Raw genomic sequence first — 20,124 nt, forward strand, 5'->3', positions numbered from 1 at the left:
GCTACCCTCTCTGAATGTTATTAATCTCTCTAGCTGGTGCATGTGTTAATGAGGTATCATGGGGTATAAATCTTTGGACATAAAAAAGAGCCAGCATTTGACTCTTTTCGATTACAACATTTTCATATACTTATTACACAGCTTTCTTTATAATAGGGAATCAAAGAATCATGTGTTATAAATTTTAAATTCTCACATTTTGACTGTGCAAGCAGAATCCTATCAAACGGATCATTGTGCTTTGGCACATCATTTTTTTCTGATTCAAGAAGCGTTATTGCTTCATTTGACAGTTTTGCCGTATCGGCAATCGCCCACGAAGCAATATGGGTATCCAGCAATATTCTCATATCTGCTCTTCTCCAAACAACTCCAATATTTCCTCATTACACTCATCTATGTTATCCGGAATTTTGTACTTCCCATTTGCAATCCCTAATGTTCTTTTAGAAGTAGTGGAGGATAAATGCATCGTAAAAGGCATAGCCCTATCCTCTACGCTTTGTCTCGCAAATATTCGTACTGCTTCTGCAAAAGATGTACCCAGCTGCTTATATAACAGCTCTGCCTGTTCCTTTAACTCCGAATCCATCCTCACCTGCAATGTTGCCTCTTTCGCCATTACAAGCACCTCCTTTTCTTTTGAAAAATTTTCTGTGTATTATATTCATTAGCCGATTTGAATACGATTCACAATTTCATCTTGCTCCTGTTTCTTCTGACCTCGCAAATGTGTATAAACCTCTCGTGTCGTAATCTCAGAGGCATGTCCTAATCGAAATGCTACTTCTTTTTCATCTACCCCCGCCTCAAATGCCATAGTCGTATAGGTATGACGGATCTGATGCGGTGTAAAATATTGAAGCTTCACTGTTCCTTTCTGTTCTGCCTGCTCATTTTGCTTTTTTACGATTCTATGGATCAGGCTAATCACTGCAGGTTCATACCATGCCTGTCCATTTGCCTGCGTAAATACCAGATTATCAATCTCGCTAATCACACGGCCATAATCATCTACACGAGGAATCTTAATTGTCACACTCCCTTCCTTTTGTAGCTGCAGCCGTCTTTGTTCCTTTAAAGCACGAATAACTATTTCGTTTACCTTCACAGTTCGAATACCATTTTTACTTTTGGTACTTCCTATAGCAACTGTAAAGCCATATTCTTTCTTACGATAACGGTTAAGGGCTTTATTAATCGTTATCTTTGAATTAGAAAAGTCCACGCAGTCCCAGGTGATTGCGCTGGCCTCTCCGATTCTGGTTCCCAGATTAAATAGAATAACAAAGAAAGGATAATATTCTGCAAACTCTTCATCCCCTTTCAAAAAGTTTATTAGCGTTTCTACCTGTTCCTCTGAAATTGCTTCTCGTTCTCCTTTTCCAGCCTGAATAAAACGAATATTTTTACAGGGATTCTTCATTACTATATCATCATCCTCTGCTTCTGAAAAGAGTACTGACAGACATCCCTTCATATTGTTAAGTGTACTTTTTTTGTATCCTTTCTTCATCATATCATTAAAGAGCTTTTGACAATGAGTTTTTCGGATGCTTCTAATTGCCATTCTTCCAAGCTCTGTTCCCTTGACATGTGCATTGTAATAGGCTTGATAATTCATATATGTAGTTGCTTTTCTACCGGATTTTCCAGAGTTTTCACACCAACATTCAAAGTACTCATCCAGTGTCATCTTTTCCATATCTCTTGTGTAAATATTGTTATTCTCAATATCTATTGTAAGAGCGGCCGCTTTTTTGCGCAGAGTTATTAGGTCTTCATCCGTAATGGTATATCGTTTTCCATTTATCATTTTGCGAAATAGGTAGCGGTCATTCTTGGAATCGTAGTATTCACCAACTCGCAGTTTTCGGCCTTTTTTATCTTTTCTGTCCATAAATTCTGTCCTTTCTTTTTGATGATTTTTGGGGCAGAGAATCCCTGCCCCACGATTACTTGTAAAAATTTTGCCAAAACCATATTAAAGAGATATACTTAATTCATTCCTCAAAACTGTCCACATAATTGAGAAGAATTCCACGATTAATCCGGAAAGTTTTTCCTATTTTCCGTGCTGCATTGCATTCATGTGCCATCCGCCGGACAGTGTTCCGCCCAAGATTTGTAAGCTGACATGCCATGTCAACTGTGATAAACATTGCTTCTGAATTTTGGTTGATTCGTTTTTGCATAAATCCATTCCTCCTTAAATATTTTTAAAACCATTTTTTCATTCATGGCAATCGCCTTCTTGGCTCTGGAAGCTGACTTTTATAGACCGTTCAATTGTCTGCCCTGCCAGCTCAAACCGCCCATCAGCTAAACATTCGCCCCGGGCCAGCGACCGTAGTAGTTCTGTTAGATCCTGTCGATTCTTGGTACCAATCATATCCAGGATGCCTTTAATATCGCATGTCGCCGGACGAAAGTAGAGCCGGGTTGCAGCCTGTTGGAGCAGTGCTTTCTGTTCTTTAGAAAAGGTTTCTAGCGTTTGGGTCGCCAAAAACAATGAGATGCCATATTTCCGGCCTTCTCGCAGCAGCTGAGCCAGGATGGAATTTCTTTTAAGGCTCAAGTCCTGGAATTCGTCCAAGACGAGGTAAAGCGGTTCATTTCCGCTTGGGCCCCTAAAAGCTGCCACTCTCCACAAAAATGCCAACGTAAGTTCAACATAAAAAACCTGTGTGGGACGGTCAAATTCTCCAAAATCCAAAATTGTAATCTGCCCTGGGTATATGACCTCATTGATAACAGAGCCCTCTGCCTTTTCCCTAGCAAAAACCTGGTAAAACCGGTCGTACACGGACAAAGCCTCCCTATTTTTCGGATCCTGCAGCAACTCAGCACCAATTTGTTGGAATCCAGTTATAGCGTCAGAACAATGCATCACTCTCTTGATAGCCTTGCGCAAAGCCATCTTCTGCCGAACCTCCAGCCTGGAGACCGTAGCAAATACTCCGCTCAGGGCCTCAACCACATCCATCTCATCCTCCGATTCTCCATCTGGCCGTTGCAATGGAGTTAGCACAGGAAACGGGAATCCATGCTTTCTGATTGAAAAGTGTCGCACACATCCATCCTCCTGCATCGTATCCTGGGTACCATTGAAGCTTAGCATCAGTACCCGGCCGCCATCCATTGCGATGCCGTAGCTGATCTCTCGCAGGGCTGTAGTTTTCCCAGTCCCCGTTTGGCCCAGGATAAGAATATGGTTGTTGTTGGAATCGCCAGCGATATGTAATGAATGTGGGCCGCCAGTAGTTTTACCGATTTTGATCATCCAAACCGCCTCCTTTTGTCTCCATAATTTCCTTAAAGCTTAGTGTGCCAGGGCGATCCACCTTATCCCGAGCTAGCCGTATCATGCGAATTCTCTCTTTATAACCCATGGCCGTTATAATCTCAACCTTGGGAGTAAAATAGTTCCGCCCATTTTCTCCTTTTTCTGGGATTAAAAGCCCGGCCTCTGTCAACATTATTTTTGCATGCGTCATCCCTGCATTTCCTGTCAACGGCTTACAGAGAGCCTCGAAAAGAGCTGACGGTAAATAATAATAATGACAGTCAATATAAATAGCGGACTTCAAATCGTCGGAAGCAAGCCCCTCAACTTTGCTACGGTCAAAGACAGGTCTTGGTAGCCAATCCGCTGCATCAAAAAGCGCCTCTCGAAAAGCGTTCACATAATCATCTGGCTCTCCAACTGTATCCCAAACCTCTTCCAGCTTTTCCAGTTCTTCTACAAATGCTGCCTCATAACCTTCCATCTCATCTTCCTCGCAACCAGAAGTTTTAAGAAAATCTCTCAGGAAGACTTCTGCTGTTCGGAAAACATCCAACGGCTCACCACTTTGACTGATCAAATACCTGTTATCAGTCTGCAGCCAATGTAGGATAAAGGGACGCTCAATCTCTGGTAAAGTCTCAATCGAAGTCTCCATTGAGCCTTCATCCTGAATGTAGATAGCTCCTGCCATATTTTCAAAATATCGAGCTGGGATTCCGCCAACCGCAAGTACTATAATGAGGAGCGAATTTGAAGGAGTGGAAAGATCGATCTCCGACGCCCGTTGTGTCAGTTGCTCCAAATTCTCCAGCAAATAGCGCCCTGGTGCATATCGGAAGAATATCAAATTATAAGTCGTATTCACCAATGCCTTGCGGATTTCTTTCGGTGGAGCCGCTAAGGACTTCAACACTGGTCGTCCATAGCCCCGCATTACACCAAGCAAGGAACGAAGTTGTCTCTCATTCTGTACGACTACCAGCAGTGGAGCCTCCAGACTAATCCCCTCAAAGGATAATGCGGGATAAAGGGTTGCAACCGTTTTGAGCATCAGGATCCTCAAAGTTGCTGATCCAAATAGTGTCTCAAGAGTCTCAAAATATTCCTTAAGCTCACCCTGCATACGCCGTTACCTCCTTCCAAGTTAGCGCCTCTGGAAACGCAAATTGCAAGCTGCCATCGAGGATATACCATCCGTGAGCTCGCGGCAGCTCAATTTTTTCAGACAATTTGACTGCTTGCTCGATGAACCGCTGACGTAATTGCGCCTCTTTTTGACCCGCCCAACCGAAAGAAAGTCCGAGGGCTGTGAACTTGCGGTTAATGGTTCTGGGAACGACTTCCTTTAAGTCAAGCCAGAAATTTTTAGACCCTCCCTCTTCTTCATAAAATTTCACATTGAGGATGCCCGGATGCTCCTCAAAGACCGGAACGTACCGTTTGCAAAAGATTATGCGGAATGGTAAAATACCCTGGAGAGGTTCCCCGAACCTTTGTTGTTCGAGCCTCAATTTTCCGTCAGCTAAAACAATAACCTCCAGTTGTTTCAGATTTTTTTCCAAAGAAACATTTGCACGTATCTGCGCCTTCTGAACGGTTTCTTCAATCTGGATTGCAGATTTTTCTTTCTGATAGGCAACTTCGTTTATGTTCTTCTGGATCTGATAGTTGAGGGCGATCCCTTTCTCTTGCCAATGTTCTTGTATCTTAAGATTAGAGAGCGCCTCTGCTGTTGTAAGATTGTCACTATCCCCCTGTGGATACATAGTAGCTGGCAAAATTTCATTTCTATTAATCATAGATTCTCCTTCCTGCCCACATGAATCACAAAATTTTGATTACAAATTCTATTTTTCCCGCATCTAACCGAGTTGTCGAAAATATTTTTGTAAAACAGGTGGGCAATCTGCATGTCATCATTTATAATCTTCTTGAAAAGACATCGGCCGATTTATCCTCTCACCGACACTATAAATCAGACCGGGCGTTTTTCCTAGATTATTGACCTGCTTGTTTTTATCCAAAAATAGATCGGCGAATAAATTGATATTCAGAAAGGAAAATGTTATAATGAAAAATTTGGTTTTATTTAGCAATCTAAATAATTTAAAAACAGATGAATGCTTTCTCAATGATATATTAGCTATCTCCACAAATATCCCTCCGAATCTCTCTATATATGAAAGACCGCCGAAAAAAACACAGGAACATACATCAGAAGATGAATCAAAAAAATCCTCCATATTTGATCTATGTCTAGAAAACACCTTACCTTATCTTGAAATAATATTAGAAAGCCCTCATCACTCCCTAACATCTTTAGATTTAGATTCTAAAGAAATTCTCTTGACTAACTGCTGTTTGAGCGCATTACAGACATTTCGCTATCTGCAACAAAAAGATTCTTATACTGATCTAAAGGAATCATTAAATACATTTTCAGAAAATAACATGGACTGGGATTCTAATGGAATAAGCCTTTATAAAAGGCTCACAAAAAAGGCATCAGAAAATTCCTACTTAAATCAATTTATGTTGTATCAAACTAATAACGAAGTTCCCATGATTAGTGTCTATTGTAAAAACCTGACTTTGGAATTATTTTTTAATAATCAAAGATACCTTAGTTCGAAAACTATTGAGAAAAATAGGGAAAACACCCTTTTAAATAGACATTATGTGTTTAATTTAACGGAATCGCTTTCCCAATTAACAAAATACTCACGCCCTTCTCAAAAAGGAACTGACTATAATAAACTAAAAGATACAATCAACAAATTTCTTTGCGGACTAATACACGTGGAAAAATATTGGAATCCATTTAATAAAGACAATAATTCCAATCTGAACGAAGATGAATGGATATATTATCATAATCGGGAACTTATTTTCCATTCTCGGGCTATCCTCTCCTTTTTGTTCGATCCTTCCATTTGCATAAAAGAGAGCAATTTTGATAGCGTACATAAAAGATGGAATGACTATTTTTTAACATTTGCAGCCATTCCGCTTACTTATAACTTATCAATTCTAATTAAAAATAACCCTTCTATCCTGTACCATGAATATGTAACAATTAATGCAGCCTTTACTATACTGCTAAAAACCTTTTCCATTTATTTATTCAACAGCTGTGAAAAAGATCTTGATAAATGTTGCGAAAAGCTAACCCAAGAGTTATATTTCGCTGAAAAAAATACCGAACAAGGCAAACTATATTCGGAATTATTTTTTATGAAGGGGAAATATATTGTAAATTTGGAAAACATGGAAAAGGATATAGGCCCAACTCTTCTAATTCTTAAAGAAATGGATTGTTTAGATTTACGTAAATTTGGAGACAACTTAACAACTCTTTATCATATAATTCCTAAATTATATTTTGATCTTACTGATAATTTTAGTATGATATATAATATGCCGTATTCACCAAATAATACTAATAAACCTAATAAATCTATTTTTGAAAAGAAAACACAAGAGGCCAAAGAAACTACTGATAAAAATCTTCTTAAAAGTTTACAAAAAAGTATCGGATATGATTATTACTCTTTGCTAAATAGTTTTGTGCGATGAAACTGTTATAATTTTGAGTGAACACAAAGCCGCCTCGTCTTATTTTGCTACACTATTGGTACACTATTTTTCATCTGATAATGTTTTTAACCGGTCTAAAACGGCTTTTTCCTACAGTTTTTACTAATTTTTAAAATCAGGAATTATGAGTGAGATCTCTAAAAAATGTTAATTTCCCTAGAAAAAAAGGGATCACATCACTGTGATCCCTAAGAGGCGACAACCAGATTTGAACTGGTGATCAGAGTGTTACAGACCCACAGTTCCAAGCCTCGGAAGTGGCATAAAACCTGACTTTTTAAGCTTCCCTGTTCTGTTTGGTACATTATTGGTACACTATTTCCCTACGCAAAGCCTAAGCACACAACCGGATATCCCCAGCCTCTCCATCATAATAGTAGCTATGGTTAGACAAGCGTTCCTCCTGCAATACTTCTGTCCGGTTAATGTCTGCCACCATATGATCCAGGATTTTCGGATCACCCTCCATCTCTGCCGGAATAAAAATGGTTTCATGGCAGGAGGATGGCAGGATATAAAAGCTCCTTCCTCCTGCAAACTCCTGTAACAGCCTCCAGTTCAGTATCCCCGCCGCTCCATATTTTTTATCCCTGTTTGTAAGTACATACATGGGCGGCTCATTTTCATCCTTCTCCTTTTCTCCCTGCTCTTCGTTACAAGGGGCAAACGGGCACATCTCCTTTAACATCTCTGCCATGCTCTGGAATCGGTAGCCGTCCTGCTCCATGTTACATAGAGCCTGCTGATGCAGCTCCTCCCTGCTGATTCCATAAAGGCGAAGCAGCACCTCATTTACCTTGACATCTGCACTCCCCTTCTCTTTTAGATCCAGCCGTATGCTGTAAATAACGGATAAATCTAACATAGGGGTAGATATCAGGCTCTTTAACAGCTCCTGATTCCCTTCTGTGGAAAGAAGTACCGGATAAACATGCTCTTTCACATATTGCCAGTCTTCGATTCTCTCCACAAATTTCTCCATCTCCTCTAAGTATTCGGTATCCTCTATTCTCTCGCATACATCCTTTATACAGGCTTCCAGCTCCATCCCCTCCTGATAATTCCGATACAGCTCTTCCAGATAAATGACCGGAGTAACTCTCTCAGGATTATTCTTCTTTCTGGCACAAATTCCCTCCGGATGCCTGTTGTTCTTTTTCGTCGTCCTCTCCACCGTAACGATTCTTTCTTCTCCATAATGCTCCCGTAATGCCCTCAAAATATATTCCTTGAATTCCTCATAGTTCATTTTGCTATCCTCCTGCTTTTCTTTTTTCTCTTATTCTTTCTTCCCTGATTCTTTTTCTTTTATCTCTTTATCTTTTTATCCCTCTGTCCATTTAGGCCGCCTTTGCCGTTTTTGTCTTTGCAAGGGCACGCATCACCTGATTGTAAAGTGTCTCTGACATCTGGGACGGATTCTTAATCAGATATCTGTCCTGTACGGCTTCCATGGTTACTCCCGTCCGTTTCAGTTCTTTCTCCAAGGTATCCATCTGCTCCTTTGAGACAATGGGAGCTTCCTTTCGTTCTCTTGGGGGCTTATTCTCTGGCTCCCCCTGTTTCTTCTTTGCATAAAATTCATACACTGAAAGTCCTTTTTCGTTCTGAATGAAAAGGGTATCAATTTCTCTGCTGCCGCTATATGCAATAAACTGAACAGAAAACCGCTCCTTACAGCTAAAGCGTCCCTCCCTCTTCTCTATCCTCACCTTATCCGCCGGAATCCAGATAAAGGGAGCCGTATAAAGCTCCCTTCCAATCCCCCAGTTAAAGCAGGCTCTCTTAAAGGAATCGGATGCCTGGGATTTTTCTTTTTCAGCAGTTCCCGTGGTCCCCACATCCTGCTTGGCTATCCATTCTCCCGTTTCCCTGTCCCGTATCTCCACGGTACAGTATAGCTTCCCATCCATACACTGATGGCTTCTTTTCCAACCAAAAGGACCGAAGGTTTCATCTAAGATCTTCTGATCCACCCTGGCGTCCTTATAGAGAAGCAGACTTACCCCCTTCTCGCTGATGCTGGCAATGCGGCACTCAATTTCATCTGCCCGCAGGAGCCTAACAACTCCATTTCCTAGAGCTTTTACACTCGTACCTTCCGCTTCTTTTGTCCTTCCCGTTTCTTTTGTTTTCTCCATATTTTCTGATTTTCTCCTATCTGGTAACACTCCCCACTGTGCATAAATAACTCATTTTCCAACCACAAATAACATATATCTGTGGATCGATTTAAGCATTGTAAAAAATATTACCTTATTTTATGCGGTTTTTCCCCTTCCGCTTTATCCGGTTCCTTCTTCTAGGCCGCCTTTATCTGAAACCGTCGGGAGGAGGAAACCTTTGCATAATCCTGATAAATCTCCGGCCGTTCCTTTTTGATTTTCTCCGTATCAAGTCGGGTGCTTTCCACGTTGCTCCAGGAAATACGGAAGGCTTCACTCACTGCCTTTTCATGGTCCTTCATGCATAGCTTTACTTCCTGCTCTATCTGGCTCTGCTCCTTTTTAAGCCTGTCTATGGCCTCCACAATCGCTTCCCTTCTATGGAGCTTTTCATCAAAGCCGGAAAGCTTTAAGATATCAAATTTCTCCGCTCTTTTAAAATAGTGGTTCAGGACCGCATCACAGGCTTCGGAGCCGTCCGGCTTTGGCATGATTCCCTTCTGTACATGATTCTCCCAGAAATACTGCTCTACCTCTATCAGCTCACTGATTAGGGCATCATCCCATTCCAGCTTATGGTAAAGGAATTTCTGTCCAAGGATGACTGCGGCTATGTACCAGGTACGTTTTCCTGTAACGGCCATATAATGGTAGCACTGCATAAGATAGTGGAGTGGAATATTTCCATCCTTCCATTTATCTGCGTTATAGGCACTGGCCGTCTTACATTCCAAACCTGCATCCTCTCCTACAATCAGGCGGTCAACATCCGCTATCATAAAGGGATGCTCCGTACTGCGATACATATAGTTCGAGCGGCGCACCTTAAATCCGGTCGCCTCCATAAACCGCTGTGCCACGTAATCCTCCAGGTCATGTCCCTGACGGATGGATTCATTGTCAATCTCCTCCGATTCTGTGCATGTCTTATCCTGGTATACCTTCATGGAGCTACTGTAGGGATTTAATCCACAAATAGCGCCTGTATCCGAGCCTCCAATCCCCGTCTTGCGAAGTTTAAGCCATGCTTCCCTGCTCATCCCTGCTGTTGGTATTTTGGTATACATATCGATCTGCTCCTTTCTTCCGGACACAAAAGTAGGAGCATCACCGAATGGATGCTCCCTATCTTTCTTGTCTGTAAGTCTCTTCATTAATGGTCATAAATTATTATAAGTACGTATATACTAGCTCTAAGCTGCCTGTACCAACTGATAAGCTTTATCAATCATGGGATTTCCCTCCATGGTACGGCTGAAAAGATTTTCCTTATAATTCGCTGTCCGGCGCAAGGGCTCCGCATGGGTAGCAAAGTCGGACACCGCATTGATAAAACGGTAAGCGTTCTTTCCCGTGTCCTTTAAATCCGGAGCTTCAAAATACCGCTGTTTCATGTCTTCTCTAAGGCGCTTGATATTCCTTGCCTGCTGTAAGGTGACATCCTCCTCCATGGGGAGAAGCAGATTGATATATTCCATCACCTTTTGGTCTGTAAGTTTCTTCATCCTTAAGACTTCAAACTCCTTCCCAAGCTGATCCATGTAGTTCTGAGCCGTAAGAAGTGTCTCCTTTGCTTCTAAGAGCTTCCCCTTAATGTCTCCGGTATGAATCATGGACCAGGAACGCTTGGCTTCCCGCAGGGCAAGATTCAGGGTATTATTGCACACCACACGGATGGGTGTTACAGCTACCTTCACCGCACCGGAACCGTCATGGGTGTTGGAGAACACCAGATAGGGGCTGATACGTTCTCCTGAAATCATATACTCATGGGGCATATGGGCTAGGAGCCATACCTTCCTTCCCTCCATTAAGCTTCCGGCTGTCTCATAACGGACACCCTCTCCTAAAAGCTCGTCCGTAAATGCAAAGGCTTCCTCATTCTGGATTACCTTATAGCGTTCTGTGACCACTCCAAGGGTCTTGCGGTCACTGTCACGGATATTTACTTTATACCCCTGAACCAGTTCCTTCTGCTCCGTATACACCGGCTCCTGCAAAACCTTCCAGTTCAAGCCAGCCAGCTCCAACGCCTCCTTAGACGCCGGAGCCTCCAATACTCTAGTTCCCAGCCCGTGCCAGGGCGTTTCTCTTACATAAAACATGCTTTCAACATTTGCTGCCATATCATTCCTCTCCTTTCCCATCATTATTTTTTATAATCTCACCCACGACTATCAAAATGCTGCCAATAATAGTCCATATGATTGTCTCCAACTTTTTTTCTTTCTCCTTTCGCCTCAAACAATACTTTTAGGTTCCTGATCTTCACCGTCTGGAATATGGAAGCTTAAAGTAATAAAGGAATTCCATTTCCCATTACATCAAAAAAGACAGGCTCCTCTAAGTCCTGTCCATGCCCTTCCACACAAAAATATCCGGATCTGAAAATACCTCCATTGTCATCAATACTCCAAGCCGGTAGCCGTAGATAAACCGTTCCTGGGCGTAATAACTGCTCTCGCTTGCCATGGTATCCATCAGCTCTTCGAAAAGCTCCTTTTCCTTCTGCCCCAGCTTTTCTTCCAATTCATCCTGCAGCTTGCTGCCTTGTTCCCAAACCCTTTGGTGCTCCTTACTTCTTTTTCCTACATCTGCCTCTACCCGAAGGGCATCATTGGCAAATGCCTCTAAAATCCTCTGCATGGCTTTCTCCGTTTGCTCCTCCTTCCCATCTTTATGTATATCCTCCTTCCTTACAATAATTTAGGCAGAGAGCATCTCACCCTCTGCCTGTTCATGGATATAATATATAACTGACCGCACTACTTTTTGCAGAAATCCATTGCAGCCTCTACAACAACATAAGCCGTTCTGCATAAGATATACTGACTAATTTACATGTACTTCCTCCACCTATATTCTTTCATCTCACAAAATTTTGATATAACTCATTTAATTTTTCAACAAGTTCATCACCGTGAAGTCCTATCACATCATCATAGCAATTCTCCAAAAAAATACAGCCTCTTTCTGTAACCATCCGTTCATTCAAAGAAATGCTACTGTCTATACCAATTTCAAGCATTTCTTTTCCATCCTCCGAAAGCAAATCCTGCTTTTCAAGAAACAGAAATACTAATTTAAACTTATCAACTATCTCTAAAGAATTTTCTCCTGCATCAATATGCCATTGAGCCTTGTCAAAAATCTTCATCTATCAATCCCTTCTTTCTATTCTTGTATGTACCTCTGGTGGTATCTCGATAAGGTTGCCCTCATAATCCCGGATATAATTTCCCCCAGCTTCTCGAATACGTAGTTCCTTCGCCGTCTGAGCCGTTTTATCCGCTGTTTTTGACGTTACTTCTATAGAATCAACCACTTTTTCATCTTTTGCTACAACAAAATCAATTCGTCTCGCCTCACCAGTCACTGTATCCTTAACGATTGTCCCATTTTCATTGCGAAGATAAGCCTCTGATATCACGGAATATCCTTTCTCCAAGGGATATTGCCTTTCTAGTTCTTCTTCCACATCATGCTCTCTTTGCAGGCCGTCTAATTTGTTTTTAATAGCTGAATTCACTTCTTTCGCCAAGGGTGCATCATAATCATCGGAATGAACATCTGCTTTTTCTGCTTCTTTTCCCAAAAAACTGTTTTCAAAGCGATTGCTAATCTTATCTACCGCATCTTTAAAAGAATTCATTTCGATCATATTTTACCATGCCTCCCTCACAGAATCTATCCAATTCTTATAAATGCCTCTGCGGATTTCATTTTCATCCTTTTGCAGGCTCATGTCCTTCATAAAGCACTGACTAAGTGTAAGAACCACATCTTTTTGCGCATCAGGAAACATTTGGAGCACTATCTTCTCCAGTTCTTCTGTCAATTCCTGATTATCATGCGCACTTAGAACGGAATTCTCTATTCTGTTCCGGCTCTCCAAAATATCGGTAATTATTTTTGATAATCTCCTGAACTTACCATCCTGCCATAATTCCAAGCTCCCAGTTTCTTTGTATTCTTCTATTAGTTCCTCAACAAATTCCTGGTTCTCCGTAGAAAGTCCCAAAGCTCCTAAGCCCTTTTCTATCTCGGACACATCAAATTCCAGAGGTTCATCTACTCTTCCCTGAATCAAAAAATGCATAAGCTGTAACCGACAGACATTTAGATCCGCTGGTTTTTCACAAGGTGTAAAATGATATTCCTTCTCTTCAATCTCACATTTATCAATCTGTACCAGAACTGGTTCAATCCAATCATTTTGGTACACTGCAGCTACGCCCTGCTTAAGCTTTGCCAGTTCTTCTATCTGTTCATCATTTAAGCCTGCTGCGTAGCCCACAAGCTCCCTATCCGTTCTGTCTGGCAGACGCAAAATAATCTTTGTATTTGTATTTCTGATGACTGACATATCAAGCAGTCCCGGAGACTGGTCTGCAATGATAAAGCCTTCTCCGTAAGTCCGCATTTCTGCTATCGAATTTGCCAGCAGTTCTACAGATTTGCCTAATAGGTTGGCTCCTTCTGTTGATTGTTCTGTTGAGGTCCGTTTTAACAGATTGTGAGCTTCCTCCAATACCGTAATATGCGACAACGAACGATTCATCTTTCCAGAATCCATGCGATATTCGTTGAGCTTCATTACCAGAAGCCCCATAATCAACGACTTTGTTTCCGTTGAACCCACACGGCTTAAATCTACAATGACACTTTTATCAAACAATTCGGAATCAGCTAAATCGTCAGAACAGAAAATCTGTCCATTCAGCCCATTGGTCAAGGAACGGACACGCGTCAGCAAGGCCCCAGAATAATCGCCCTTGCTGTCCGCAGAGTACTTGGAATCATTGATAACATTTTCAATCTGTTCTAAAAGATCCACAAAATTGGGATACTTATCCCCTTTCTCATTTTCAGAAGTACTGATATTCCATCCTACAGCAATGTAAGCTTTCTCCATAGCTTCTTTTAAAATTGCAGGCATAGCTGCATACATAGGCCAGCAGACATTGAAAATCTCCACCAGGCGATCCAGATGCTCCAATACATGAACTCCTTTGGGGAAGCGGAAGGGATTGATTTTTAGCAACTGTGCCACCTTGAGGTTCGTTCCGTAAACCGCAACATCTACAAACTGGCCAAAAATGTGTTTATATTCACCTTTTGCAGGCTCCACAACAAGAAAAGGAATTCGATATAAACTATGTAATTGCTCCAACATCTCATAGACCGTATTACTCTTTCCTGAACCAGTTGAGCCCGTAACAAAGGTATGCATAGTCAATGAATCGCTATCCAGTCTAACCTCTGTATTTGTCTTGCTTCCCATGCTGAATACTTGACCAAGGGTAAATGTCCTACCGGTTACTTTCCGGTCATACTGTACTACTTCCTTGCCAAAATCTGCATGTTCAATAACCGGAAAACCACAGACGGATCTACGGGGCAAGCCCATCTGAATTGCCAGCTCATTACCGCTTACAAGAGATGCTGCCGTTACTGCCATCCTTCCTGTATTGGAGGGATAGTTAAAAACAGGATGAATAAAGTTTGTAAGGTATGCTCTTAAAAGGGGAAGTTCTTTTGTCTTTTGCCGCCCCCAAAAGTTAATTGCTGATGTCTCAATCCCTGATTGTTCCCCTTTCATCAATGCCTTATAAGTTCCGGCTGCCATTTCAGCAGTCTCCTGGGTGTCAGAGAGTATATACGCCGCACATTCCCACATTCCCACGCTTTCACATTCATCAATCCGTTTTAATTGAAGCTCAATCTTTTCCATGGTGTCTAACAGATTTTTATTTTGCATAGTTAGCTGCATCTGATTAGAAGAACCAGAGGTAATTCCTTCTGTGTGCGCTTTATTCTCTGATTGACTTTCAGAGGTACCATAGCTCTCACTCTGTGTTCTTGACTCGTTTACTGTATCACTGGTAGAGGTTGATGTCCCACTTCCATAGGTTTTGGGAATTACACTACTTAGGCCAGCCTGTCCTATAGTAATAGCTGCTGCAGCCGCAATGCTTGCGCCTCCCGTCAAAGGAGCGGTAGCCAGGCTTGCAACACCAAGCGCCACGCTTCCCAGCGTTTTGGCTGCTGTAGCAAAGGTATCCGGCTTTGACACAGACTTACTTTCAGAGCTCCCCTTTTGATGACTGGTTCCCTTTTGCGTAGAAGTGTTCTCGGAATAGGATTTGCCGGTAGTTGTCCCATGAGATAATGCATCCGAAATACTTAATGCAGTATTTGTTCCATAAGACAATTGCATATTGGCAAACGGTGACAGTTGTGTATAAATCGTTTCATACGCTTTTCTTGTCTCTTCTAACTGCTCTGCTGGAGTACTTTTCGCTAAAACAACCATAGTATATGACTGTCCCTGCATAGCAAGCACAAGCTTTTCTAAACCTTGAATAAAGTTCTCATTATCTTTAAACTCATCATCCTTATTTTTTGCCACACATGAAATAGATGCGATATTCTTTGCCGCAATGTTGGACAAAAATTCCTCTGCTGAAGAATCTAACAAATCTTGAGTTTTAACTCCTGGGAACTGCCCGCACAAGGCATTTCGTAAAGTATCCTTCAACGATTTTGTTGTTCTTTTGTCATCCAGTGAACGAACTCCCATATAAAACTCTGTCTTCTCTCCATCACTGTCTGCAATGAGAAAAACACCGCAATTTAGATTTTGCACAGCATTAAAGACAGATGCAAACTTATAGGTCGCATACTCACGATTCTGATAGACCATTTCTGTAATCCGAAACAGTCTGATATCACTGATATTTTTCAGTCTGTCATCAAGAGGGACTATGTCCAACTCGGTTAGACGATAAAGATATTTTTTTAATACAATATCATCTACCAGTCTGCTTGCCTCCTTTAGATTCGTTTGAAGCTGTTCAACAGCAGGCTGTTCTGACTGCTGATTTACTGGCAGTTTTGTTTGAGCAGAAGGCTTTGTCCGCTCTGCTTGTCCGAGAATAACTGTATCACTCATGCTTAACTCCTCTCCGCAGTACCTATGTAAACGGCAGCTCCACCAATAATCGCTCCGGCTGCCACACCGCCAGCTACTGTCACTCCTGCTGCATATGCCACTGTTCCTCCAACAGTGGCACCAACAACAGCGCCTGCCGCAATCTTGGCGCCACGGTAATTGCCTTCTAACTGGTCTTTTCGCTTTTGTTCCTGGTAGCTTAAGGTTTTTGTATTGCTCTTACTTTGTTTTGATTTAGATAGCTTGTCTTTTTCTACAGTTCTTAAATAGCGGACTACTTCTTTTAAATGCTTGATTCTTTCAGGGGAAAAATTATTAACTACTTGCACCATTAATTCTGCCATATAATCTTCATCCCATAAAGATCTATCTGTTTCAAAATCTCGTCCATCGTGTATATCGAAAAGACCCTCTATAAGTTTTACTTCTCTCTCCATTTCCTCGAATTCGGAAAACGTCGGATCTACTAACAAACTATTTTTCATCATAATTCTAATGTCATATATACTATTAGATGCTACTGCCTCATAAAATGCTTTTGGTAATGCCATAATGATACCTCCTTAAATTTCCAATATAGATTCTACTTCCGTCTGAATTTTTTCTAGCCACGTAAGCTTAGATTCGGATTCTTTAATTCTTTCTTCCGCCTTTTCTTTATTTGTTGCATAGTCCTTAAGCTCCTTCAATTTTTCTTTAAGCTTCTCATCTAATTTCCCAAACTCTGACCTAAATAGTTCTGCTATTTTCTCCGACTGCATATCTGCATACTCTTTGGCATTTCTTCCATTATTATAAAGACCGCTTTCAATTGGACTAAAAAACTCGTGTACAAGCTCAGATGCCTTTATGTATTCTACATTCTTATATTTTGTTCTGTAATATCCACTTTCCTGAAGCCAAGTCCAAGGTTTGTACCATTTCTTATCTGTATTTTTTACCCATTCTTCTCCATCTTCAACTTTTTTTGTCTGAATAAACCTCTCTACACCAATAGAATCTGCCGAGATAATGCTTCCACCCATAAGCTTTAAAGGATCAATTGATATTTCTGAAATTTCATTAATATTAATATCTTCCGTTAGAGATATCAGTTTCCTTTTATATTCTTCTAATAATCTCTCTCCTGTAGAAATTAGCTTCTGCCTAATCATTTCATCAAGCTCTTCCTGAAAATCCGGTTCCAACTTTTGGGCGTATTTTTCTAATCGTCTATATTCATATTGAGCCTCATCTTTACTCCACTCTTCGCCTGCTTTTTCTTTAATTCTATTTTGTATATTTATCTGGAATTTTTTTACAATTCCATCAACTATATTTTGTGTTTCGATTTTTACTTTTTTAACTGCATCATTCACTGCATCATCAAATTTCTTTGCTCCTTCTATATCTTTGATTTTCTGCTCAATGCTATCAATCATTTTTATGAATTTCTCACGTTCTTCCTGCCTCCTGGCTAATTCGCATTTTGTATCTTCAAAACACTTGGCCTCATCTAAATTATGTCTAAAGGCATCCACAATATTTTTAATCTTTGCAGTTTTCGCATACTTTTGCACATACTGGCGAATAGCCGCTTCCACAGAGGGAACACCCGTATGAATCAAAGCCTGTTCATTTTTCTCGTTACTTTTCTCTGCCTTGGAAAGTTCATCTTTAATCTTCCCGGAAACACTTCCAGGAAGAGTTGCATAATTTTCTAAATAAAACTGTTCATTTCGATTTAGCTTTTTTACCTTTAGCTCTGTCTCATCCATAGTATCTTCATCTAACTCTACTCCTTTTTCTATCAGCCTGATATTAAGAGCCGGAAGTGCCGCTGCTGGAAACAAATTCGGATTTTCGATACCATGTTTACTTAAGTACTCACGAACACGGTTCAGCATCTGTTGTGTATCACCGTCTTCTTTTCTTCTATCATCCATTTTGCTTACTACAAAAAGAAATCTGTCCTTTGACTGCTTGCCGCCTACCGACATACTTTCAGCCACACGCTTCAATAGGTTATCATCATCCACTGAGCCAAAAGTTCCTTCCATTATATAAAGTACAAGCGATTTTGAAGATGTGCCCAAAAATTTACTTTGCACCTTTTCATGTTCTGGATCACGAGCATTATTAGGCCCCGGCGTATCAACTAAAACAAGAGAAACATCCTCTGCTGTAACAAACGGGATATTCCCAACAGCTTTTATCATTGACACACTTTCATCTCCATTAAGTCTTTCCATAGTCTGATAATTCAACGCTTCGTGGGTCTCAATCAAACAATTTTCCTTGTTGTAAACTTCTGCCTGCCATGTATCATTATCATTATCTTTAAGGCGTGTAATAATTGCCGTACATGCCTCCTGTTTAGAAGGCATCAGCTTATCACACAACATGGCATTGATAAGGGTTGACTTCCCAGCACTCATAGTGGCTACTACACATACTTCAAAATCACTGCTTTTTGCATGCTCAAAAGCGCTTTTTATCTCCTCAGCTCGCAGCTCCTCAAATGGCCCCTCCTGAATCTTTTTGAAAACCTCATCAATCAATACCTCTTTATCCGAAGTCTCCTTTGCCGGCTTTCGCTCTAGCTTTGCTGTAAGCTGCCCTTTTTTATATGCTTCGGTAAAAACTTCAGTTAAATCTTCATAATCTAACAGTGTGCCATGGAATACAATTTCAAAGTCTGTGTCGTTATATTCTTCTACCAATAGTTTCGGCAGATCCTCCACCCACTCCTGGAAGCGAGTTCCCGGCGCACTCCTTTCTCCCAGGTTACTGTTCTGTGCCAATTTTTTACCTTCCACAGTAATCTCTGTCTCCAGCTTATACGGATTGTACTTAATAAATACTTTTTTCATACCATTCCTCCATATAGTATTTTTTCTAAATAGTAAATTCCACAACTTTTATAAAGCGGATCTATTTGCATATCTTCTTCACTCTTTGCCACATAATATGGAGACAAATCATATTCTTGTTTTCCAAACTTCTTAGAATACAAAAGATATTCGTCCTCTTCATCCTCTGTCAATATATCTCCGTATTCTTTCTTTTTCAGTAGATATGCAAAATAAGCAGATATAGGGCAAACTATCGGATTTTCATAGCCAATCGCATTTAAATCTTTTTTTACCCCTTCTATGCTTGCCTGTATATTGTCCTCACTCCTAAAATCATCCAGCTTATTAAGCACAAAAATGACTTTATCTTTGGGAATATTATCAGATACCCATTTTATATGTTCCAATTCTTCATCTGTTCCCAATTTATTTGCATTTAAAATACAGAGCAAAATATCATATTTTTCCTGTATCAATGCTTCTCTGGCTATCTTCCTGTGCTGCCTGCTCATAGATGAGTTTACTCCTGGAGTATCAATGAGACACATCCTTGGTGTCTGCTTATAGGAACACCGAAAATTCGTTGCCATAGATATTGAATTTTGCCAATCATATTTCTGCAGCTCTTCTTCCTTCGCATCTAAGTTCAATTTTGGTGTTTGTAAAGCAACCTGATTATCTTCATAGGGTTTATTATATATAAAACAATTATTTCCTGTGCAAACCTCCTGAGATGTTCTGGCAACCTTTTTTCCCACTAATGCATTGATAAGGGTTGATTTTCCTGCGCTCATATTGGCCGTAACCAAAATTTTTGTCACAGGCTTTTCCAAAAATTCCTGGTTTTTTCTCCAGCAATAGATTAGTTCTGAAAACACTTTCACCCCAAATGGTAATGGTTTTCCATGATATAACGACTCATATAATGTATCCAAGCTTTCATGATATGCTTCTGTAATAAATGTTTTAAGTTCCTTCAAAACAACCCGTCCCTTCTTTTCATCATTGAAGGCACACAGAAATAAACAGTCTATTACAAAGGCACACCGTAAAGAAAATAATGAAGTATCTTTACTATAAGTCATTTTACGTTGAAAAATGCGCTTATATTGTTCTAATATAGCAGTTAAAAAAATGTCTTCCGGTGCATATTTTAGAATGAAATATTCCAATTTTTTTAGATATGCTTCTCTTAGTTTTCTGCTTTTCAATAACATAGGATGTCTCTGAAAACATAAGGAAATTGCCATTTTCTCTTCCAAGCTTTTTATCCTTAGCATCTCC

19 protein-coding genes are annotated in these 20,124 nt (G+C 40.6%); 1 reads left to right on the forward strand and 18 read right to left on the reverse strand.

Annotation, left to right across the window (positions count from 1 at the left end; translation table 11 throughout):
- Nucleotides 1-122 precede the first annotated feature (122 nt).
- The 7 genes from VSQ61_RS15450 to VSQ61_RS15480 form a co-directional block, all read right to left on the reverse strand.
- Nucleotides 123-350 carry a type II toxin-antitoxin system VapC family toxin gene (locus VSQ61_RS15450; RefSeq protein ID WP_334345287.1) on the reverse strand — a complete coding sequence of 76 codons (228 nt, stop codon included), beginning with the start codon at nucleotides 348-350 and terminating at the stop codon, nucleotides 123-125.
- Nucleotides 347-622, reverse strand: coding sequence for a type II toxin-antitoxin system RelB/DinJ family antitoxin (locus VSQ61_RS15455; RefSeq protein WP_334345288.1), 276 nt, complete (start codon nucleotides 620-622; stop codon nucleotides 347-349). The genes VSQ61_RS15450 and VSQ61_RS15455 overlap by 4 nt, the downstream gene beginning before the upstream one ends.
- 48 nt (nucleotides 623-670) lie before the next feature.
- Nucleotides 671-1,900, reverse strand: a complete 1,230-nt coding sequence (locus VSQ61_RS15460) for a site-specific integrase (RefSeq protein WP_334345289.1) — start codon at nucleotides 1,898-1,900, stop codon at nucleotides 671-673.
- 103 nt (nucleotides 1,901-2,003) lie between these two features.
- Nucleotides 2,004-2,195, reverse strand: coding sequence for a DUF6462 family protein (locus VSQ61_RS15465; protein ID WP_334345290.1), 192 nt, complete (start codon nucleotides 2,193-2,195; stop codon nucleotides 2,004-2,006).
- A 38-nt stretch (nucleotides 2,196-2,233) separates the two neighbouring features.
- The gene (locus VSQ61_RS15470; protein ID WP_334345291.1) at nucleotides 2,234-3,283 is read right to left on the reverse strand and encodes an ATP-binding protein; all 1,050 of its coding nucleotides are present in this window, start codon (nucleotides 3,281-3,283) and stop codon (nucleotides 2,234-2,236) included.
- Complete coding sequence (locus VSQ61_RS15475; RefSeq protein WP_334345292.1) at nucleotides 3,267-4,412, reverse strand: hypothetical protein; 1,146 nt, start codon at nucleotides 4,410-4,412, stop codon at nucleotides 3,267-3,269. The genes VSQ61_RS15470 and VSQ61_RS15475 overlap by 17 nt, the downstream gene beginning before the upstream one ends.
- Nucleotides 4,402-5,088, reverse strand: a complete 687-nt coding sequence (locus VSQ61_RS15480) for a hypothetical protein (RefSeq protein WP_334345293.1) — start codon at nucleotides 5,086-5,088, stop codon at nucleotides 4,402-4,404. The genes VSQ61_RS15475 and VSQ61_RS15480 overlap by 11 nt, the downstream gene beginning before the upstream one ends.
- A 271-nt stretch (nucleotides 5,089-5,359) precedes the next feature.
- Between VSQ61_RS15480 and VSQ61_RS15485 the strand changes: the two genes are divergently transcribed.
- Nucleotides 5,360-6,865, forward strand: coding sequence for a hypothetical protein (locus tag VSQ61_RS15485; RefSeq protein WP_334345294.1), 1,506 nt, complete (start codon nucleotides 5,360-5,362; stop codon nucleotides 6,863-6,865).
- Between the two features lie 355 nt (nucleotides 6,866-7,220).
- Here the strand turns inward: VSQ61_RS15485 and VSQ61_RS15490 are convergent, their stop codons facing one another.
- The 11 genes from VSQ61_RS15490 to VSQ61_RS15540 form a co-directional block, all read right to left on the reverse strand.
- Nucleotides 7,221-8,135 carry a DUF5688 family protein gene (locus VSQ61_RS15490; RefSeq protein WP_334345295.1) on the reverse strand — a complete coding sequence of 305 codons (915 nt, stop codon included), beginning with the start codon at nucleotides 8,133-8,135 and terminating at the stop codon, nucleotides 7,221-7,223.
- 91 nt (nucleotides 8,136-8,226) lie between these two features.
- Nucleotides 8,227-9,027: a hypothetical protein gene (locus tag VSQ61_RS15495; RefSeq protein ID WP_334345296.1), complete on the reverse strand. Its 801-nt coding sequence runs from the start codon at nucleotides 9,025-9,027 to the stop codon at nucleotides 8,227-8,229.
- 161 nt (nucleotides 9,028-9,188) lie between these two features.
- On the reverse strand, nucleotides 9,189-10,118 hold the full coding sequence (locus VSQ61_RS15500; protein WP_334345297.1) for a YqaJ viral recombinase family nuclease: 930 nt from the start codon (nucleotides 10,116-10,118) through the stop codon (nucleotides 9,189-9,191).
- 126 nt (nucleotides 10,119-10,244) lie between these two features.
- On the reverse strand, nucleotides 10,245-11,177 hold the full coding sequence (locus tag VSQ61_RS15505; RefSeq protein WP_334345298.1) for a DUF932 domain-containing protein: 933 nt from the start codon (nucleotides 11,175-11,177) through the stop codon (nucleotides 10,245-10,247).
- Between the two features lie 217 nt (nucleotides 11,178-11,394).
- Entirely contained in the window at nucleotides 11,395-11,697 is a 303-nt protein-coding gene (locus VSQ61_RS15510; RefSeq protein ID WP_334345299.1) for a DUF6809 family protein, read from the reverse strand.
- Nucleotides 11,698-11,917: 220 nt separating this feature from the next.
- Nucleotides 11,918-12,208 carry a hypothetical protein gene (locus VSQ61_RS15515; protein WP_334345300.1) on the reverse strand — a complete coding sequence of 97 codons (291 nt, stop codon included), beginning with the start codon at nucleotides 12,206-12,208 and terminating at the stop codon, nucleotides 11,918-11,920.
- Nucleotides 12,209-12,211: 3 nt separating this feature from the next.
- Entirely contained in the window at nucleotides 12,212-12,712 is a 501-nt protein-coding gene (locus tag VSQ61_RS15520; RefSeq protein WP_334345301.1) for a hypothetical protein, read from the reverse strand.
- Nucleotides 12,713-12,715: 3 nt separating this feature from the next.
- Nucleotides 12,716-16,006 carry an ATP-binding protein gene (locus VSQ61_RS15525; protein ID WP_334345302.1) on the reverse strand — a complete coding sequence of 1,097 codons (3,291 nt, stop codon included), beginning with the start codon at nucleotides 16,004-16,006 and terminating at the stop codon, nucleotides 12,716-12,718.
- A 2-nt stretch (nucleotides 16,007-16,008) separates the two neighbouring features.
- Entirely contained in the window at nucleotides 16,009-16,557 is a 549-nt protein-coding gene (locus VSQ61_RS15530; RefSeq protein ID WP_334345303.1) for a hypothetical protein, read from the reverse strand.
- 12 nt (nucleotides 16,558-16,569) lie between these two features.
- A complete protein-coding gene (locus VSQ61_RS15535) occupies nucleotides 16,570-18,858 on the reverse strand; it encodes a dynamin family protein (RefSeq protein ID WP_334345304.1) in 2,289 nt (762 codons plus the stop codon).
- Entirely contained in the window at nucleotides 18,855-20,120 is a 1,266-nt protein-coding gene (locus tag VSQ61_RS15540) for a dynamin family protein (protein ID WP_334345305.1), read from the reverse strand. Before VSQ61_RS15540 ends, VSQ61_RS15535 begins: the two co-directional genes overlap by 4 nt.
- Nucleotides 20,121-20,124 lie beyond the last annotated feature (4 nt).

The sequence above is a fragment of the Candidatus Merdisoma sp. JLR.KK006 genome (assembly GCF_036941035.1).
Taxonomy (GTDB): domain Bacteria; phylum Bacillota; class Clostridia; order Lachnospirales; family Lachnospiraceae; genus Laedolimicola.

Excerpts from the sequence above, each read along its gene's own strand:
- VSQ61_RS15450 (WP_334345287.1), bottom strand. The coding sequence starts at position 350 with ATGAGAATATTGCTGGATACCCATATTGCTTCGTGGGCGATTGCCGAT.
- VSQ61_RS15455 (WP_334345288.1), bottom strand. The coding sequence starts at position 622 with ATGGCGAAAGAGGCAACATTGCAGGTGAGGATGGATTCGGAGTTAAAG.
- VSQ61_RS15460 (WP_334345289.1), bottom strand. The coding sequence starts at position 1,900 with ATGGACAGAAAAGATAAAAAAGGCCGAAAACTGCGAGTTGGTGAATAC.
- VSQ61_RS15465 (WP_334345290.1), bottom strand. The coding sequence starts at position 2,195 with ATGCAAAAACGAATCAACCAAAATTCAGAAGCAATGTTTATCACAGTT.
- VSQ61_RS15470 (WP_334345291.1), bottom strand. The coding sequence starts at position 3,283 with ATGATCAAAATCGGTAAAACTACTGGCGGCCCACATTCATTACATATC.
- VSQ61_RS15475 (WP_334345292.1), bottom strand. The coding sequence starts at position 4,412 with ATGCAGGGTGAGCTTAAGGAATATTTTGAGACTCTTGAGACACTATTT.
- VSQ61_RS15480 (WP_334345293.1), bottom strand. The coding sequence starts at position 5,088 with ATGATTAATAGAAATGAAATTTTGCCAGCTACTATGTATCCACAGGGG.
- VSQ61_RS15485 (WP_334345294.1), top strand. The coding sequence starts at position 5,360 with ATGAAAAATTTGGTTTTATTTAGCAATCTAAATAATTTAAAAACAGAT.
- VSQ61_RS15490 (WP_334345295.1), bottom strand. The coding sequence starts at position 8,135 with ATGAACTATGAGGAATTCAAGGAATATATTTTGAGGGCATTACGGGAG.
- VSQ61_RS15495 (WP_334345296.1), bottom strand. The coding sequence starts at position 9,027 with ATGGAGAAAACAAAAGAAACGGGAAGGACAAAAGAAGCGGAAGGTACG.
- VSQ61_RS15500 (WP_334345297.1), bottom strand. The coding sequence starts at position 10,118 with ATGTATACCAAAATACCAACAGCAGGGATGAGCAGGGAAGCATGGCTT.
- VSQ61_RS15505 (WP_334345298.1), bottom strand. The coding sequence starts at position 11,177 with ATGGCAGCAAATGTTGAAAGCATGTTTTATGTAAGAGAAACGCCCTGG.
- VSQ61_RS15510 (WP_334345299.1), bottom strand. The coding sequence starts at position 11,697 with ATGCAGAGGATTTTAGAGGCATTTGCCAATGATGCCCTTCGGGTAGAG.
- VSQ61_RS15515 (WP_334345300.1), bottom strand. The coding sequence starts at position 12,208 with ATGAAGATTTTTGACAAGGCTCAATGGCATATTGATGCAGGAGAAAAT.
- VSQ61_RS15520 (WP_334345301.1), bottom strand. The coding sequence starts at position 12,712 with ATGATCGAAATGAATTCTTTTAAAGATGCGGTAGATAAGATTAGCAAT.
- VSQ61_RS15525 (WP_334345302.1), bottom strand. The coding sequence starts at position 16,006 with ATGAGTGATACAGTTATTCTCGGACAAGCAGAGCGGACAAAGCCTTCT.
- VSQ61_RS15530 (WP_334345303.1), bottom strand. The coding sequence starts at position 16,557 with ATGGCATTACCAAAAGCATTTTATGAGGCAGTAGCATCTAATAGTATA.
- VSQ61_RS15535 (WP_334345304.1), bottom strand. The coding sequence starts at position 18,858 with ATGAAAAAAGTATTTATTAAGTACAATCCGTATAAGCTGGAGACAGAG.
- VSQ61_RS15540 (WP_334345305.1), bottom strand. The coding sequence starts at position 20,120 with ATGCTAAGGATAAAAAGCTTGGAAGAGAAAATGGCAATTTCCTTATGT.